Below are 16,702 nucleotides of genomic sequence, written 5' to 3'. Positions count from 1 at the left end.
CCAGGCTGCGAACGAACTCGCGGAGCGCGCGGGACGCCCCATCCAGGTCGTCGCGGTTTCCGCCCGTTCCAGGGGCAAGGATCGCGGCGTCGATCTCTCGGGCTACCGCTGGTATGACGATCCGGTCGAGATGGCCTGTCGTACGGATATCGATGTCATCGTCGAGCTGATGGGGGGTGCCGAAGGAAGCGCGCGCGCGACGGTCGAGGCCGCGCTCGATCACGGCACCGCGGTGGTAACCGCGAACAAGGCGCTGCTGGCCACGCATGGGCGTGATCTGGCGCGCCGTGCAGAAAGCCATGGCGCGACCATCGCCTTCGAAGCGGCCGCTGCCGGGGGCATCCCGGTCATCAAGGCCCTGCGCGAGGCGCTCGTGGGCAACGAGATCACCCGTGTTTCGGGCATTCTCAACGGCACCTGCAATTACATCCTGAGCCGTATGGAAGAGGAGGGGCTTGATTTCGCCCAATGCCTGAAGGCGGCGCAAGAACTGGGCTATGCCGAAGCCGACCCGACCTTCGATGTCGAGGGCTATGACACCGCCCACAAGCTGGCGCTTCTCACCGCGCTCGCCTTCGGAACGGAGGTCGATGGCGATGCGGTATATGTGGAAGGGATTTCGGGCGTGACACCGCTCGATCTTCTGATGGCGGAAGAACTTGGTTTCCGTATAAAGCTGCTGGGGGTCGCCGAGCGCACCGCGCAGGGCATCGAGCAGCGCGTCCATCCGACCATGGTGCCGCGCACCAGCCAGCTCGCCGGCGTGATGGGCGTGACCAACGCCGTGGAAATCCAGGCGCAACCGGTGGGCGCGATCACCCTCGTGGGGCCTGGTGCCGGTGGTGGTGCCACGGCCTCGGCTGTCGTGGGCGATATCGTCGATCTCGCGCGCGGCCATCGCGTGTCGGTCTTCGGCCGGCCATCGGGCGCGCTGGCGAAGCCGATCCGCGCGCCGATGCAGCAGCATGAGGGTGGTTATTACGTTCGCCTGCAGGTGCTCGACCGCCCCGGCGCCGCCGCGACCATCGCGAGCCGCATGGCCGAGCGCGGCATCAGCCTCGAATCCATCCTCCAGAAGGGCAGGGGCACGCCGCGCAGCGCTTCGGGCGCCGTGCCGGTGATCCTCATCACCTATGCCACGACCGAATTGCGCGTGCGTGACGCCGTGGCGGCCATCGCCGAGGAAGGCGTGCTCGATGGCCCGCCGCAAGTCATTCGCATCGAAAGGTGATCCGCGTCGAAAGGTGGGCCGGAACCCGCCTCTTTCCGCATGACCCCGGCGGCGCTCCCTGCTAGAGACCCGCCTCTGTTCCCCCCAACCCGAAGAAGCCCCCCATGACCGACCTCGTTGTCACCGAAGACAAGATCATCGAACGCATCCTCACCATGGAACTTGTCCGCGTGACCGAGCGCGCGGCCGTGGCCTCGGCCAAGCTGCGCGGGCGCGGCAACGAAAAGGCGGCCGACCAGGCGGCGGTGGATGCCATGCGCCGCGAACTCAACAAGCTCCCCATCGATGGCACGATCGTGATCGGCGAGGGCGAGCGCGATGAAGCCCCGATGCTCTATATCGGCGAGAAGGTCGGCACCAAGAAGGGCCCGAAGGTCGATATCGCGGTCGATCCGCTGGAAGGCACGACGCTCTGCGCGAAGGACATGCCGGGCTCCATCGCCGTGATGGCCATGGCGCAGGCGGGCACCTTGCTCTACGCGCCGGATGTCTACATGGACAAGATCGCGATTGGCCCGGGCTACCCCAAGGGTATCGTCGACCTCGACGCCCCAGTGGAAGACAACATCCATGCGCTGGCCAGGGCCAAGGGCGTGAAGGCCAATGAAATCACCGCCCTCGTGATGGATCGCCCGCGCCATGCCGATCTCATTGCGAAGCTGCGCGCGCTCGGCTGTTCCATCCGCCTCATCACTGATGGCGACGTGGTCGGCGTGATCCAGTGCGCGGAAACCGCCAAGACCGGCATCGACATCTATCTCGGCATCGGCGGCGCGCCGGAAGGCGTGCTCGCGGCGGGCGCTTTGCGCTGCGTCGGCGGCCAGATGCAGGGTCGCCTCATCCTCGATACGCCCGAGAAGGTGGCGCGCGCTGCCACCATGGGCGTGAAGGAACCGAAGAAGAAATATGACCTGCTTGATCTCGCCTCGGGCGATACGGTCGTCGCCGCCACTGGCGTCACCGATGGCGCGCTGCTGAAGGGCGTGAAGTTCTCGGGCGACATCATCGAGACGGAGACCATCGTCTATCGCTCGCTCACGGGCACCGTGCGCCGCATTCTGGGCGAGCATCGGGAACTCACGAAGTTCCATCTGGATTGAGGTTCCGTTCCGTCATTCACGAGGAGGGCGTAGCCCGTCGCGGCAATCCAGACTAAACGGAAATCTTGGATTGCTTCGTCGCTTCGCTCCTCGCAATGACGGTTTCCCATGCCCCTCGATATCCGCCCCCTCACCCCTGCCGATCGCGCCCAATGGGAGCCGCTTTTCATCGGCTATCTCACCTTCTACAAGCGCAGCCTGCCGCAGGAAGTGCGGGATGAATGCTGGCGCCGCTTCATGGACGAGGCGCATGTCGTGCAGGCCCACGGGGCCTTCGAGGGTGAGAAGCTGCTCGGCATCGTGCATTTCTTCCCTCATGCCAATACCTCGCTTCTGCAGGATGTCTGCTATCTGCAGGACCTCTTCACCGTGCCGGAGGCGCGCGGCAAGGGCGTGGGCCGCGCGCTGATCGAGCATGTCTATGCCGAGGCCACCAGGCAGAACTGGTGCCGCGTCTACTGGCAGACGCATGAAACCAATGCCGAAGCGCAGGTGCTATACAACAAGCTGGCTGACCGCTCGGGATTCATCGTCTATCGACACAATCTGTGAGCCCGAAGCCGCCCTTCCTGAAAGTCACGCGCTCCGCCCTGCAACGGGCGTGGGTGGATCGCCTTGATGCCGAGGGCGCGCGCCGCGCCGAGGCCATCGCGGATATTCACGGCCTGCCGAACACGCTCGCGCGCATTCTCGCGGGGCGCGGGGCCGAGGTGACGAACACGCTTGATTTCCTCGAGCCGCGCCTCAAATCCGCGATGCCCGACCCGCTGGTGATGCTGGATGCGGAACGCGCGATTGCCCGGCTGGCCGAGGCCATCGTCTCGCGCGAGCCCATCGCCATCTTCGGGGATTACGATGTCGATGGTGCCTGCTCGGCGGCCCTGCTCGCCGGCTATCTTCGGCATTTCGGGCTCCGGCCCTTCATCCATATCCCGGACCGGCTGACGGAAGGATACGGCCCGAATTCCGAGGCCATTCGCGGCCTGAAAGCCGAGGGCGCGCGCCTTCTCGTCTGCGTGGATTGCGGCACGTCCGGCCATGCGCCTCTCGCGGAAGCCAAAGCGCTCGGCATGGATGTGATCGTGCTCGATCATCATCAGGCGCCGGTGGATTTGCCGGATGTCGCGGCCCTCGTGAACCCCAACCGGCAGGATGATCTCTCCGGCCTCGGACATCTCTGCGCGGCGGGCGTGGTGTTCCTCGTGCTTGCGGGTTTGAACCGCGCCTTGCGCGAGCAGGGGCTCGCGGCGCCGGATCTGCTCTCGCAGCTCGATGTCGTGGCGCTGGCGACCGTGGCCGATGTCGTGCCGCTCACGGGCCTCAACCGGGCTTACGTGGCGCAAGGGCTGAAGGTGATGAAGAACCGCGAGCGCATCGGGCTTGCGGCTTTGGCTGATGTCTCCCGGCTCGATTCGGCCCCGGAGGCCTGGCATCTCGGCTATCTCCTCGGCCCGCGCATCAATGCCGGTGGCCGCATCGGCGATGCCGCCCTCGGCGCGCGCCTTCTGCTCTCCGATAACCCGGAGGAAGCGCGCCGCATCGCCGAGACGCTCGACGGCCTGAACCGCGAGCGGCAGGCGGTGGAAGAAGCCATGCTGCTGGAGGCCGAAGCGCAGGCGCTGCTCGCGCTCGGCCTCGCGGAGGAGGATCGCGAGGTGCTCGTGGTCGCCGGCGAGGGCTGGCACCCGGGCATTGTCGGCATCATCGCCGGGCGCCTGAAGGAACGTTTCCGCCGCCCGGCTTTCGCGATCGCCGCCTATGAAGGCGCGCTCACGGGCTCCGGCCGGTCCATCGTCGGAGTCGATCTGGGCGGGGCCGTGCGCGCGTCGGTGGAAGCGGGAATCGCGTTGAAGGGCGGCGGGCATCTCATGGCGGCCGGTGTCACGCTTCCGCCGGGCGGGGTCGTGGCTTTCGCGGATTTCCTGGAGGAGCGGCTCGCGCTTTCCGTGCGGATCGCACGGGCCGAGGATGCGCTCTCGATCGATGCCGCACTCTCGGCCGAGAGCCTCACACCGGATTTCGTCACCGGGATTGCCCGCGCGGGCCCGTTCGGATCAGGCAATCCCGAGCCGGTTTTCGCTTTGCCCTCGCATCGCGTGGCCGAGGTGATGGAACTCAGGGGCGGGCACCTCAAGGCCAATCTCGTGAGCACCGGCGGCACCCGCATCGAGGCCATGGCCTTCCGTGCAGCCGGCAAGCCGCTCGGTGACGCACTTCTCGCCGCGCGCGGCGAAATGGTGCATGCTGCCGGAACCGCGAGCCTCGACCAATGGGGCGGGCGCGTGAAGGTGAGCTTCCGGCTGGTCGATCTTGCGCGGCTATGAGGCCTTCGCTGCCCTTTCCCTTGCGCGGGCCTGCTCGCGCATGAAGATGTAGAGCCCCGCCGCGACGATGATCAGCGAGCCGATGAACACGTTCATCCTTGGAATGTCGCCGAAGAACAGGTAGCCGAGAATCACCGCCCAGACGATCAGCGTGTACTGATAGGGCACGACGACCGCTGCCGGCGCATATTTCAGCGCGCGATTGACACCCATATGCGCGAGGTTCGCGACAATCCCGAGCAGGCAGAGGCAGGCGAAATCGAAAAGGCTCGGCGTGACCCAGCGGAAGGGCGCGACGAGCAACCCGAAGAGAAGCGCGCTTGCCACCTGCCAGCTCACCAAGGCCACTTCGTTGGTGTTCGCGAGCATGCGCGTGAGGATGTTGAGCCCCGCAAACAGGATCGTGCCCGACAGCGCGATCAGCGCCGGCCAGGTGAAGCTCTCCCCCGTGGGGTTCACCGCCACCAGCACACCCACGAAGCCGATGACGATCGCCAGCCAGCGCCGCCAGCCCACCTGCTCCTTCAGGAACACGATGGCGAAGAGCGTGACGAAGATCGGGCAGGCGAGATAGAAGGCCACGGCATCCGCCAGCGGCAGATAGATGACCGCCCAGTAGAAAAAGGCCACCTCCGCCGTGGAGCAGATGGCGCGCGCGGCATGGAGCCAAGGCCGATCCTGGACCACCACGGCCCGCCAGCCGATCCGGCTGATCGCCGGCGCAAGCATCGCCGCCGCCGCGAAGGAGCGGATCAGCAGGATCTGCGCAACGCCATAGGTCGCGACCAGCCATTTTCCCATCACATCATTGAGGGAGAAGGCGAACATCGCCGCGAGCATCAGGCCGATGCCGGCCAGCGCGCGATCGGGGAGGGCGTCAGTCGAAAGCTTGGGATCGGACATCGAAAACGGGCTTGCGCAAGGGGCCGGCCGCAACCGGCGGGCTTCCTGATGAGCACGCGCGCATTCCGCGGGCAAGCACAATCATCGCATGATTGCATGGCACCGCATCGCAGCCGTGAAAAATGGCAGCCCTGAAAAACTTTTCGCGCCCGCTTGCCCCGCCCGCCGAACCTCGCTAATTGAGCTTCGCGGCGCCCTTCGTCTATCGGTTAGGACGACAGCCTTTCACGTTGTAAAGACGGGTTCGATTCCCGTAGGGCGCGCCACTCCCACGCCATTCCTGTTGCCTCTTCCTTTTTCGGCTCGGCCCATGTTCGGCACGGCCCTCGGTGCTGTCGGGATCGTGGTCACTTGCCTTCCTGCTCGACCAGACGCCGGTAGAGATGCCAGGTCGTATGGCCCAGCACCGGCAGCGTGATGATGAGCCCGAGGAAGAAGGGCAGGGCTGATACAATCAGCAAGGCCACAATCGCCAGTGCCCAGGTGACGAGCGGCAGCGGGCTGGTCATCACCGCCCGCACCGAGGTGATCATCGCGGTCACGAAATCGACATCACGGTCGAGCAGCAGCGGGAAGGACACCACCGTGAGCGAGAACAGGATGACCGACAAGGCCGCGCCGATCACGTTGCCGATCATCAGGAAAACCAGTCCCTGGCTGGTGGAGAACACCACGTTGATGAATTCCGGCAGGGTCGAGAAATTGATGTTGAGGCCGAAGAACAGGGCCATCAGCAGCCGCACCTGATACATCCAGATGATGAAGATGAAGAGCGTGACGAAGGCCATCCAGCCGACCTCCGCGCGGCTTCGCACCTTGCGCCAGATGCTGCCGAAGCTGATGGCCTCGCCACTCTCGATCCGCCGGCTGACTTCATAAAGCCCGACTGCAACGAAAGGTCCGATCAGCGCGAAGCCCGCGGCGAGCGGATAGGCGAGATAGGTCATCTGCAAGGCCGTGACCGAGAGCACGATTGCCATGCCGCCCAGCGCATAGATTCCGCCGAAAACCATGCCGTAGACCGGTTTTGCCTGGAAATCCCGCAGGCCCGCGCCGATCGCCTCGGCAATATCGGACTGTGTCACGGCCCGCACGACAGGGTCGCGCCGCGCAGGCAACTCGCTCACTGCCTCGTTCATGAAAACCTCCCGCCAGAACGCCGCTTTGTTCCATCATCCTGCGTTGATATTCTGTGTCTGAAAAGAGGGATGGGCCCTTGATGCTGATCAACCCCGATCGGTTTCGGCCGGCCCGCGGTTTGGCCTGTTCTTGAGGAGGAACGCGACCGACCCGCTTGCATCCCCTCTTCCTCTCGCCGCGACAGGAGTTTTCCGGCCTTGCGGTCATCGAAATTTCGCATGGCATGCGGAGCGGGCGGCTCTCCGGCGCGCGCATCTGGCAGTTTTCGCCGCGGCCTGCCCAATCAATGGGCATGAACGGGCCTTTTTCACCGGCATCTCGACACGCAGCGTGTTCGGCAAGTTCGAAAACCTGCTCTGGCTGCAACCCGGACCACAAAGTCATTCCGGGTTGCGAGATTGGCCGCCTTCGCCTTCATGGCGTGTGCAGGGACGGCTATCCAACAGGCAATCGGCCGATCGGTGCGGAAGAAGATCGGCGCATGAAGGCACGTCACCGCCGGCGGGCGGCGCACGAGCCGGGTCGCTTCTTCCGATCGGTTTGGTTCTTCCGTCGAAATCGGTTGAATGCACGATTTGCATCGGCAGTTCGTGCGGGTCCCGGCAATTCAACGATCTGAAGATTGACGCTGGAACGATCCTCCCTGACAGATTATATTCTAGGAAATTCCCGAGGCAGACGGGTTCCAGGGCGGGTTCCAGGGCGGTTTCCCGGCCTTGCCGCCAGGGGCTGCGGGCAGTATCGAACATGGCCATGGACGAGATGCCGGTTGGGGAGCGTTCCTCGCGATCGGAGGAGGCGTATCAGCGATTGCGTTCGCGCATTCGTCAGGACAACCTTTCTCCCGGCGACCGTTTGCCGGGTGAGCCGCAACTCGCCGGGGAATTGGGCGTTTCGCGCGTGACGCTTCGACGCGTGCTGGATCGGCTGATGGCGGAGGGCATTGTCGAGCGCCGCGCCGGGGCGGGCACCTTCCTGCGCGATCGCGGTTTCAACGGACCGGTCATCCTTGATCTGGCGAGCCTGCTTGGGCGCATGGAAGATCTGTCGGCCGGTCTCCAGATCGAAGGCATCGATGTGCAGGATGTGGTGCCGCCGCTGCCCGTGTTCGGTGCCTTGCGCCTGCGGCCCGGCGAAAGCGTGCGCCGGATCGCGCGGCAGCGCATGCGCGGCGGCCAGATCTTTGCGTTCGGCGTGGATTATGTGCCTCGCCGGCTGGCGGATCGTCTTTCGGAGGCGGATCTTGCGAGCGACTGGCTGCTCGGGCCGCTGATCGGCGCGGATAACCCCGTCGAACGCGGCCTGCAGGTGGCTGGAGCGGAGGCCGCGCAGGGCGAAGTGGCGCGGATGCTCGGCCTCGCGGGCGGCGACCCGGTTCTGTCGATTGCGCGCAGCTTCTATGATTCCATCGGGCGAGGCGTGCTGCATACGCAGCTTTTCTTCCGGGCGGATCGCTTCAACCTGAGCTTCGATGCGCTCAGGGCCGGGTTCGGATTGCGCCGGGTCGAGGCCTGACCGCTCGGGCGGCCTCGCCTCGACGGGGGCGACGGTCTCGCTCGTCGCTTGCCGGATGCGGCTGAAACGCGTGAGAGGCCCCCCACGGCGAAAAACAGCCCAGACGCCGAGGCAAGACGCACCCCTTGATTCCAAGGTCGTGGCGGGGCGAGGTCAAGCCGCCATGGGCGTCGCCCGCGCATCAGACGGATACACGGTCTTTGCCAGAAGGTTGTCAGAGGCTCGCGGCCGAGCGGGCAGCCTGGTCATAATGGCCGGAGAGTGCGCGCATGCGCTGCGCCACGTCATGAAGCATGCTCTCCTCGAGGCCGAGAGAGCGGATGGTGCGCACCAGCAGCGCCTCGCGGATCTCGCGATAGGTGAGGCAGGCGGCTTCGCCCGCAGCGGTGATCATGACCGTCTTTTCCTTGCCCGCCTTGCCGGATTTCACCAGTTTCAGCCGTTCGAGCTTCTTGATGGCATAAGCGACGGTATGCGTGTCCTCGACGTTCAGAACGAGGCAAATATCCGCGAGCTTCTTCGAACGGCCACGGTGGTTCACCGTGTGCAGCACCAGCACGTCGAGCGCGGAGACATCCTTCACGCCGGCTGCGGCCATGCAGCGCACCATCCAGCGTTCGAAGGCGTGGCTGACGAGGATCAGCCCGAATTCGAATTCCGAAAGCGAAGGGCTCGCGCCCGAGGCGAGATGCGCGGAGGAGACAATCGGGCCGAGCGGATCGGAAGCGCGGGCGCTGATGGCATCCGGCTCCTTGCGGTTCGACATGATCGCCTCCTCTGGCTGGTTCATTTCTGCCCGAGCATCTGGTTCGGAAGCCAGGTCGCGAGATCAGGGAAGATCACCATGATCGCCACCATTCCGAGCATCGCGAAGAAGAAGGGCAGGGCGGCGAGAGCGATATACCCAAGCGGACGGCCTGTCAGCCCCTGAATGACGAACAGGTTGAAACCCACGGGCGGGGTGATCTGCGCCATTTCCACCACCAGCACCACGAAGATGCCGAACCACACGAGATCGATGCCCGCGGCCTTCACGGCCGGAAGGACCACGGCAGCGGTGAGCACCACCATCGAGATGCCATCGATCAGGCAGCCGAGCACGATGTAAACCAAGGTCAGCGCCATGATGAGGCCGATCTGGCTCAGCCCGAGGCTGTTCACCCAATCCGCGAAGATGCGGGGCAGGCCGGAGAAGCCCATGGCGGTCGTCAGGAACGCCGCGCCCGCGAGGATGAGACCGATCATCGTGTTGGTGCGCACGGCGCCCATCACGCTGTCGGTGAACATCTTCCACGAGAAGGTGCCTGTTGCAAGGGTCAGCGCCAGCGAGCCCACGACCCCCAGCACCGCGCTCTCGGTTGGCGTGGCGATGCCAGCATAGATCGAGCCGAGCACGATGATGATGAGCAGGACGATGGGGATGAGCCGGCGGCTCTCGTTCAGCTTCTGCAGGAAGGTCATCGGCGCGTCGCGATCCGGCACCTTCTGCGGCTGGAGCGTCGCCCAGATCATCAGCACGACCGAGAAGGCAAGCATCAGCACGATGCCTGGGATCACGCCCGCGATGAAGAGCCGCGCGATGGAAACCTCCGCCGCCACGCCATAGACGATCAGGATGATCGAGGGCGGGATGAGCAGGCCCAGGGTGCCGGAGCCGGCGAGCGAGCCGAGCGACATCATGTCGTCATAGCCGCGCTTCCTGAGTTCCGGGATGGTCATGCGGCCGATTGTGGCGCAGGTCGCGGCCGAGGAGCCGGAAATCGCCGCGAAGATGCCGCAGCCGAACACATTGGTGTGCAGCAGGCGGCCCGGGAGCCGTTGCATCCAGGGTGCGAGACCCTTGAACATGTCGTCCGAAAGGCTCGACCGGAACAGGATCTCGCCCATGAAGATGAACATCGGCAGGGCGGTCAGCGTCCACGAATTGAGGCTGCCCCAGACGGTCGTGCCAAAGGAGAGCGCGGGGTCGGAATTGGTCAGTGCCGCGAAGCTGATGAAGCCCACGAGGCCGAGCGCGAGCCCGATCCACAGGCCGCAGGCCAGCGTGACGAACATCACGACAATGAGAAGGAGAGATGCGCTTGAAGGCTCCATGATGTGCCCCCGGATCAGCGTTCGACCGGCATCTCGTCGCCGTCTGCCGCGGCTGCGAGATGCGATTGCCTGCCGCCCATGAGATCGACCACGAGGTCGTCCACGAGCGCGATGAGAAAGACGAGAAAGCCGAAGGCCATGAAGAATTGCGGGATCCACATGGGAACCGCGAGCAGGCCCTGGTTCAGCTCGTTGTAGATGTAGCTTTCCCAGACGAAATGGACGCTGACATAGGCCGCCCAGCCGACGAGAACGATCGACAGCGCCGTCACGGCTCGTTCGAGGAAGGCGCGGAATGGCGTGCCGAGCGGGAACCGGTCGATCAGCAGCGTCACGCGGATATGCGCGTTGTGCCGGTAGGTGGGGGCGAGGCCGAGGATGATGGTCGCGACCAGCGCCCAGCCGGAAATGTCATCCGCCGATCTGATCTGGCTGCCGAAGAACCGCAGGAAGACCTGAGCGAGGATCAGTGCCGCAATCATGAGCATGGCGGCCGCGGCCAGCACCCCGCAGAGCTTGTAAAGTGAATCAAGTGCGCGGCGCATGGCACCACCTCCCTGGAAAAACACGCAAACCCGCTCCCGAAACCCGGCATTCGGCCGGGTTCTCCCGCGGAAGCACGTCTGGAGCAAAGGAAGAAACCCTCGCGGGCCGCGTCGCCACGGTCCCGCGAGGTCTCGGGGAGAGCCCGCGATTACTTTCGGAATTCGGCGAGGATCTTCTCGCCTTCGGCGCCCGCGCGCTTCGCCCATTCGGCGGCCATGGTCTCGCCGATCTTCTTCAGTTCGGCCTTCATGGCGTCGGTGGGGGGAAGAACGTTGATGCCCTTTTCGGCCAGCGTCTTCTTGTGCGTGCCGTTGAGCTCCTCGCTCATCTTCCAGCCGCGATCCTCTGCCGTCTTGGCCGCGTTCTGGATGGCCGTCTTCACGTCATCGGGCAGGGCCGAATAGGCGCGCTTGTTCGCGATCACGATGTTCTGCGGCAGGAAGGCCTGCGTGTCGTAGAAGTATTTCAGGAAGTCCCAGGCCTGGCTGTCCACGCCCGTGGCCCCCGAGGTGATCATCGCGTCGAGCACGCCCGTGCGGAAGGCCTGCGCGATTTCCGGCACCTGGATGGTGGTTGGCACGGCCCCGATCAGTTCCGCGAAGCGCGCGGTGGCCGGGTTGAAGGAGCGGAACTTCGTGCCCTTGAGCTCCGCGAGCGCGGTGATCGGCTTCGCCGTGTAGACGCCCTGCGGCGGCCAAGCCACCGAATAAAGGAGCACGAGGCCCTGCTTGTCGAGCGTCTCCGCGAGCTGCGCGCGGGCCGCGTTGTAGAGCTTGCGGGCTTCCGCATAGGAGCCGACGAGGCCCGGCACGGAATCAAAGCCGAAGATCGCATTCTCGTTCGAGAGCACCGACACCAGCATTTCGGCCATCGGGACCTGACCCGACTGCACCGAACGCTTCATTTCCGGCATCTTCACGAGCGAACCGTTGGAATGCACGGTGATCGCGAGCTTGTTGCCGGATAGGCGCGCCACGTCGTCCACGAAGCTGCGCACGTTCTGCGTCTGGAAGGTGCCGTCGGAATAGCCGGTCGGCATATCCCACTTGGTCTGGGCGAAAGCGCCGGTCGCAAGCGCGGCAAAACCGGCCGCAGCGGTCATTCGGAGCATTTGGTTCATTGTGGTCTCCCTGTTGTGATCCCCGCGCCAGGCCGAGCCCGGCACCTCTCCCCGCGGATGTCAGAAGGCCGACATCCGCGAATTTCGTTTGTCCGTGATGAGCATGGCACCCGGCGCATGCGTGATCGCGAAGGCGGGCCTCGCTGCCGCGATCACCGCCTGCGGGGTGACGCCACAGGCCCAGAAAACGGGAATTTCATCATCCTTCACCTCGACCGGGTCGCCATAATCCGGCCTGGCGAGGTTCTCGATGCCGATCAGCGCCGGGTCGCCGAGATGCACTGGCGCGCCATGCACTGCCGGGAAACGCGAGGTGATCTGGATCGCGCGGATTGCATCCGCCGGCTTCAGGGGGCGCATGGAAACCACCATCGGCCCGGCAAACGGCCCGGCCGGAGCGCAGGCGATGTTCGTGCGATACATCGCGACATTCGCGCCGCACGCCACATGACGCAGCGGAATTCCATCCTCCAGCAAGGCCTCCTCGAAGGAGAAGCTGCAGCCGATGACGAAGCTCACGAGATCATCGCGCCAATCGTCGCGAATATCGGGGACTTCCGAGACGAGTTCGCCATTCTTCCACACCCGATAGCGGGGGAGGTCGGTGCGCAGGTCGATGGAGCTGCCCAGATCGGGCACGCGCGGCGAACCGGGCTCGGAAAGGCCGATCACCGGGCAGGGCCTGGGGTTCTGATGCGCGAAGGCAAGAAAATCGCTCGCAAGCCCCTTCGGCAGGATCACGAGATTGCCCTGCACGAAACCCGGCGCGAGGCCCGATGTCGCACCCTGATACCGCCCGGAACGGATCAGCATGCGCAATTCTTCGGGCGGAAGATCGCGGCCCGGCCGCCCGTTCGCTTCGGTGGTCTGCACCTGTGCGTTCATCCTGCGCCTCCCTGGTCAGAAAGGGGTCCGGGCGGGGCTCCCAACCCCATCCCGCGCCTTTCTGCCCGCGCCTTTCTGCCCGCGCCTTTCCACCCGCGCCTTTCCGCGCCGGCTTCACAGAAGATGAGGCTAACTTACAAAATCATCTTGTCAATAAAATATCGACGTTTTAAATGCGAAATCGCAATACCATGAAAAGCGCAAGGGAGGCCTCCGTGGAAGCGAATGGCAGGGTCGATGGGCAGGGGGCCTGGGATTTCTGGATCGACCGGGGCGGCACCTTCACCGATGTGATCGGGCGTGACCCGGCCGGGAGACTTCATCAGAAGAAGATGTTGTCCGAGAATCCGCGCTCCTATCGCGACGCAGCCGTGCAGGGCATCCGCGAGCTGATCGGCCTCAGGCCCGGCGAGAAATTCCCGCATGGCGTGGTGCATGAAGTGCGCATGGGCACGACCGTTGCCACCAATGCGCTGCTCGAGCGGAAGGGCGAGCAGACCGTGCTCGTGACCACCAGGGGTTTCCGCGACGCCCTCGAACTCGGCTATCAGGCGCGGCCCGACATTTTCGCCAAGGAGATCGTGAAGCCCGAGCTTCTCTATTCCGATGTGATCGAGATCGACGAGCGCGTCCTCGCCGACGGCATGGTGGAAAAGCCCCTCGATGAAGCCGCCGCCATGGCGGCGCTCAAGGCTTTGAAGGACAGGGGTGTTCAGGCCATCGCCATCGTCTTCATGCATGCCTATCGCTATCCGGCGCATGAGAAGCGTGTCGCGGAAATCGCGCGCGGCATGGGCTTCCCGCAGGTATCGGTCAGCCATGAGGTCTCCCCGCTGATCAAGCTGGTGGGGCGCGGCGATACCACAGTCGTGGACGCCTATCTGTCCCCCATCCTCGGGCGCTACGTCACTCAGGTCGCGGAAGAACTCGATCTCGAGAATTCCGGTGCGCGCCTGATGTTCATGATGTCCTCGGGGGGCCTGACGGCGGCGGATCTCTTCCAGGGCAAGGATGCGATTCTCTCGGGGCCGGCCGGCGGCGTGGTGGCGCTCGCCGAGACCGGGCGCAGCGCCGGGTTCAGCCATGTGATCGGCTTTGATATGGGCGGCACCTCGACCGATGTCGCGCATTATGACGGCACGTTCGAGCGCGCCTTCGAGACGGAAGTGGCGGGCGTACGCATGCGCGCCCCGATGATGCGCATCCACACGGTCGCGGCCGGCGGCGGCTCCATCCTGCATTATGACGGCGCGCGCTTCCGCGTCGGGCCGGATTCCGCCGGTGCTGATCCCGGCCCGGCCTGCTATCGCAATGGCGGCCCGCTCGCCGTGACGGATGCCAATGTGATGACCGGCAAGCTGATGCCTGAATTCTTCCCCGCAATCTTCGGCCCCAATCGGGGCGAGCCGCTGGATGTCGAGGCGGTGAGAAAGCGCTTCGCGGAATTCGTTTCCAAGGTTCCGGGCAAGAGCGCGGAGGAGATCGCCGACGGCTTCATCGCCATCGCCGTCGCCAATATGGCCAATGCGATCAAGAAGATATCGGTCGAGCGCGGCTATGATGTCACGCGCTATGCCTTGAATTGCTTCGGCGGTGCGGGCGGTCAGCATGCCTGCCTCGTGGCGGATCAACTCGGCATGACGAAGATCCTCATCCACCCCTATTCCGGCCTCCTCTCGGCCTACGGGATGGGCCTCGCGGCGATCCGCTCGACGCGCCAGCTGGCAGTGGAAGTGCCGCTTGGCGGCGATGTCGGCAAACATGTCGCGCGCGCGCAGGCCACCATCGGCAACGAGGCCGTGGCCGAGGTCGAGGGGCAGGGAATTGTCCGCGACGCGATCGAACTCGTGACCGCCTTGCATCTGCGCTATGCTGGCACGGATAGCCCGATCGAGGTGGAATGGCGCGCGGGGGATGTTCCACAGGCGCTGCGGGCGCGTTTCGAGGCCGCGCATCTCGCCCGCTTCGGCTTCATGGATTCAGCCAAACCGATTGTCGTCGAGGCGATCCATGTGGAAGCCATCGGCGGCGGCTCCGGCCATGACGAGCCGAGCTTCGCCACCGCGAAGGACATGCCGGCACCGGAAAGGCCCGTGCGCTTCTTCAGCCAGGGGGCATGGCGCGCGGGGCAGGTCTGCCTGCGCGCCAATCTGAAGCCTGGCATGAAATTCATGGGCCCGGCGATCCTGATCGAGCCGAACCAGACCATCGTGGTCGAGCAGGGCTGGGAAGCGGCGATCACGCCGAAGAACCATGTCGTGCTCGCCCGCAGGGAGGCGCTCGACCGCGTGAAGGCCATCGGCACCGAGGCTGATCCGGTGCTGCTCGAGATCTTCAACAACCTCTTCATGTCCATCGCGGAGCAGATGGGCGTGGCGCTCCAGAACACGGCCTATTCCGTGAACATCAAGGAGCGGCTCGATTTCTCCTGCGCGGTCTTCGACCGGGAGGGGCGACTCGTGGCGAATGCGCCGCATATGCCGGTGCATCTCGGCTCGATGGATCGCTCCGTCGAGGCGATCATCAAGGGCAATGCCGATATCAGGCCGGGTGATGTTTACGCGATCAACGCGCCTTATAATGGCGGCACGCATCTGCCGGATATCACGGTCTGCACGCCGGTTTTCGATGATGCCGGCAAGACGCTGCTCTTCTGGGTCGCCTCGCGCGGGCATCACGCGGATATCGGCGGCATCGCGCCGGGCTCGATGTCGCCGCTCGCGGTGAATATCGAGGAGGAGGGCGTCTATATCGACAATTTCAAGCTCGTGGATGAAGGCGAGTTCCGCGAGGAGGCGCTGGTGAAGCTCCTGACCGGCGCAAAACATCCGGTCCGCAACATCGTCCAGAACATCAACGACCTGAAGGCGCAGATCGCGGCCAACGCGAAGGGCGTCGCCGAACTTGAAAAGATGATCGACGGCTTCGGCCTTGCTGTCGTTCAGGCCTATATGGGCCATGTGCAGGACAATGCCGCCGAGAGCGTGCGCCGCGTTCTGGCGCGGCTGCATGATGCCGTCTTCGAATACGAGATGGACCAGGGCTGCAAGGTGAAGGTGAAGATCACGGTGGATCGGGAAAAAAGGGAAGCGACCGTCGATTTCACCGGCACCTCGCCGCAGCGCAGCGACAATTTCAACGCGCCCGAACCGGTGACGCGCGCGGCGGTGCTCTATGTGTTCCGCGTGATGGTGGAAGACAGCATCCCGATGAATGCGGGCTGCCTCCGGCCCATCAAGGTCATCGTGCCGGAAGGCTCGATGCTCTCGCCGCGTTATCCGGCGGCGGTGGTCGCGGGCAATGTGGAGGTGAGCCAGGCGGTCACGAACTGCCTGTTCGGCGCGCTCGGCGCGATGGCGGCCGCGCAGGGCACCATGAACAACCTCACCTTCGGCAATGCGAAATACCAGTATTACGAGACGATCTGCTCCGGTTCCCCGGCCGGTCCGGGCTGGCATGGCACGCCGGGCGTGCATACCCACATGACCAATTCGCGGCTGACGGATCCGGAGATTCTCGAACTGCGGTTTCCCGTGGTGCTGGAGGATTTCCACATCCGGCGCGGCTCGGGCGGCAAGGGCCGGTTCCGGGGCGGCGACGGCACCCATCGCCAGATCCGCTTCCTTGAGGAGATGGATTGCGCTTTGCTCTCTGGGCACCGGCGCGTGCCGCCCTTCGGCCTGAATGGTGGCGAGAACGGCCAGATCGGCAAGAACCAGGTGCGCCGCCTCGGCGGGGCAATCGAAACGCTGAAGGGCTGCGACCAGACGGTGCTGAAGCCAGGCGAGGCGATCATCATCATCCCGCCCACGCCGGGCGGATATGGCCGGGCCTGAAGCCCCGA

13 protein-coding genes and 1 tRNA gene are annotated in these 16,702 nt (G+C 64.8%); 7 read left to right on the top strand and 7 right to left on the bottom strand.

The annotated features are described in order from the left end of the window. From ACKODO_RS02855 to recJ, 4 genes are all read left to right on the top strand, one after another. On the top strand, positions 1-1,231 hold a 1,231-nt coding region (locus ACKODO_RS02855; protein ID WP_408981940.1), incomplete at its 5' end, for a homoserine dehydrogenase. A gap of 104 nt (positions 1,232-1,335) precedes the next feature. Then, a complete protein-coding gene (glpX, locus tag ACKODO_RS02850) occupies positions 1,336-2,331 on the top strand; it encodes a class II fructose-bisphosphatase (RefSeq protein ID WP_408981939.1) in 996 nt (331 codons plus the stop codon). Positions 2,332-2,439: 108 nt separating this feature from the next. Further along, a complete protein-coding gene (locus ACKODO_RS02845; protein WP_408981938.1) occupies positions 2,440-2,883 on the top strand; it encodes a GNAT family N-acetyltransferase in 444 nt (147 codons plus the stop codon). Beyond that, positions 2,880-4,655 (top strand): single-stranded-DNA-specific exonuclease RecJ, encoded by a 1,776-nt coding sequence (gene recJ, locus ACKODO_RS02840; RefSeq protein ID WP_408981937.1) that lies wholly within the window; start codon positions 2,880-2,882, stop codon positions 4,653-4,655. The genes ACKODO_RS02845 and recJ overlap by 4 nt, the downstream gene beginning before the upstream one ends. Here the strand turns inward: recJ and ACKODO_RS02835 are convergent. Next, positions 4,650-5,558 carry a DMT family transporter gene (locus ACKODO_RS02835; RefSeq protein ID WP_408981936.1) on the bottom strand — a complete coding sequence of 303 codons (909 nt, stop codon included), beginning with the start codon at positions 5,556-5,558 and terminating at the stop codon, positions 4,650-4,652. The two genes, recJ and ACKODO_RS02835, sit on opposite strands and share 6 nt — an antisense overlap. Positions 5,559-5,749: 191 nt before the next feature. On the opposite strand from ACKODO_RS02835, the gene ACKODO_RS02830 reads away from it, so the two are divergent. Next, positions 5,750-5,824 (top strand) — tRNA-Glu (locus ACKODO_RS02830). Between the two features lie 81 nt (positions 5,825-5,905). On the opposite strand, the gene ACKODO_RS02825 is transcribed toward ACKODO_RS02830, so the two are convergent. After that, positions 5,906-6,697: a DUF2189 domain-containing protein gene (locus ACKODO_RS02825; protein WP_408981935.1), complete on the bottom strand. Its 792-nt coding sequence runs from the start codon at positions 6,695-6,697 to the stop codon at positions 5,906-5,908. Between the two features lie 748 nt (positions 6,698-7,445). Between ACKODO_RS02825 and ACKODO_RS02820 the strand changes: the two genes are divergently transcribed. After that, positions 7,446-8,213: a GntR family transcriptional regulator gene (locus ACKODO_RS02820; RefSeq protein WP_408981934.1), complete on the top strand. Its 768-nt coding sequence runs from the start codon at positions 7,446-7,448 to the stop codon at positions 8,211-8,213. 214 nt (positions 8,214-8,427) lie between these two features. Here the strand turns inward: ACKODO_RS02820 and ACKODO_RS02815 are convergent, their stop codons facing one another. From ACKODO_RS02815 to ACKODO_RS02795, 5 genes are all read right to left on the bottom strand, one after another. Further along, positions 8,428-8,979 carry a winged helix DNA-binding protein gene (locus ACKODO_RS02815; RefSeq protein ID WP_408981933.1) on the bottom strand — a complete coding sequence of 184 codons (552 nt, stop codon included), beginning with the start codon at positions 8,977-8,979 and terminating at the stop codon, positions 8,428-8,430. A gap of 20 nt (positions 8,980-8,999) precedes the next feature. Next, the gene (locus ACKODO_RS02810) at positions 9,000-10,307 is read right to left on the bottom strand and encodes a TRAP transporter large permease (RefSeq protein WP_408981932.1); all 1,308 of its coding nucleotides are present in this window, start codon (positions 10,305-10,307) and stop codon (positions 9,000-9,002) included. Between the two features lie 14 nt (positions 10,308-10,321). Then, positions 10,322-10,852 (bottom strand): TRAP transporter small permease, encoded by a 531-nt coding sequence (locus ACKODO_RS02805; protein WP_408981931.1) that lies wholly within the window; start codon positions 10,850-10,852, stop codon positions 10,322-10,324. 149 nt (positions 10,853-11,001) lie between these two features. After that, positions 11,002-11,973, bottom strand: coding sequence for a TRAP transporter substrate-binding protein (locus ACKODO_RS02800; protein WP_408981930.1), 972 nt, complete (start codon positions 11,971-11,973; stop codon positions 11,002-11,004). A 60-nt stretch (positions 11,974-12,033) separates the two neighbouring features. Then, positions 12,034-12,858 (bottom strand): putative hydro-lyase, encoded by an 825-nt coding sequence (locus ACKODO_RS02795; RefSeq protein WP_408981929.1) that lies wholly within the window; start codon positions 12,856-12,858, stop codon positions 12,034-12,036. Between the two features lie 215 nt (positions 12,859-13,073). Between ACKODO_RS02795 and ACKODO_RS02790 the strand changes: the two genes are divergently transcribed. Continuing rightward, positions 13,074-16,694 carry a hydantoinase B/oxoprolinase family protein gene (locus ACKODO_RS02790; RefSeq protein WP_408981928.1) on the top strand — a complete coding sequence of 1,207 codons (3,621 nt, stop codon included), beginning with the start codon at positions 13,074-13,076 and terminating at the stop codon, positions 16,692-16,694. Positions 16,695-16,702: the final 8 nt, after the last annotated feature.

The organism is Rhabdaerophilum sp., assembly GCF_046092605.1.
Taxonomy (GTDB): domain Bacteria; phylum Pseudomonadota; class Alphaproteobacteria; order Rhizobiales; family Beijerinckiaceae; genus Rhabdaerophilum.
This window is presented reverse-complemented; position numbering and strand designations above follow the sequence as displayed.

What these genes read in the sequence shown, in the direction of transcription:
- glpX (WP_408981939.1), top strand. Translation starts at nt 1,336, where the DNA reads ATGACCGACCTCGTTGTCACCGAAGACAAGATCATCGAACGCATCCTC.
- ACKODO_RS02845 (WP_408981938.1), top strand. Translation starts at nt 2,440, where the DNA reads ATGCCCCTCGATATCCGCCCCCTCACCCCTGCCGATCGCGCCCAATGG.
- ACKODO_RS02835 (WP_408981936.1), bottom strand. Translation starts at nt 5,558, where the DNA reads ATGTCCGATCCCAAGCTTTCGACTGACGCCCTCCCCGATCGCGCGCTG.
- ACKODO_RS02825 (WP_408981935.1), bottom strand. Translation starts at nt 6,697, where the DNA reads ATGAACGAGGCAGTGAGCGAGTTGCCTGCGCGGCGCGACCCTGTCGTG.
- ACKODO_RS02820 (WP_408981934.1), top strand. Translation starts at nt 7,446, where the DNA reads ATGGCCATGGACGAGATGCCGGTTGGGGAGCGTTCCTCGCGATCGGAG.
- ACKODO_RS02815 (WP_408981933.1), bottom strand. Translation starts at nt 8,979, where the DNA reads ATGTCGAACCGCAAGGAGCCGGATGCCATCAGCGCCCGCGCTTCCGAT.
- ACKODO_RS02810 (WP_408981932.1), bottom strand. Translation starts at nt 10,307, where the DNA reads ATGGAGCCTTCAAGCGCATCTCTCCTTCTCATTGTCGTGATGTTCGTC.
- ACKODO_RS02805 (WP_408981931.1), bottom strand. Translation starts at nt 10,852, where the DNA reads ATGCGCCGCGCACTTGATTCACTTTACAAGCTCTGCGGGGTGCTGGCC.
- ACKODO_RS02800 (WP_408981930.1), bottom strand. Translation starts at nt 11,973, where the DNA reads ATGAACCAAATGCTCCGAATGACCGCTGCGGCCGGTTTTGCCGCGCTT.
- ACKODO_RS02795 (WP_408981929.1), bottom strand. Translation starts at nt 12,858, where the DNA reads ATGAACGCACAGGTGCAGACCACCGAAGCGAACGGGCGGCCGGGCCGC.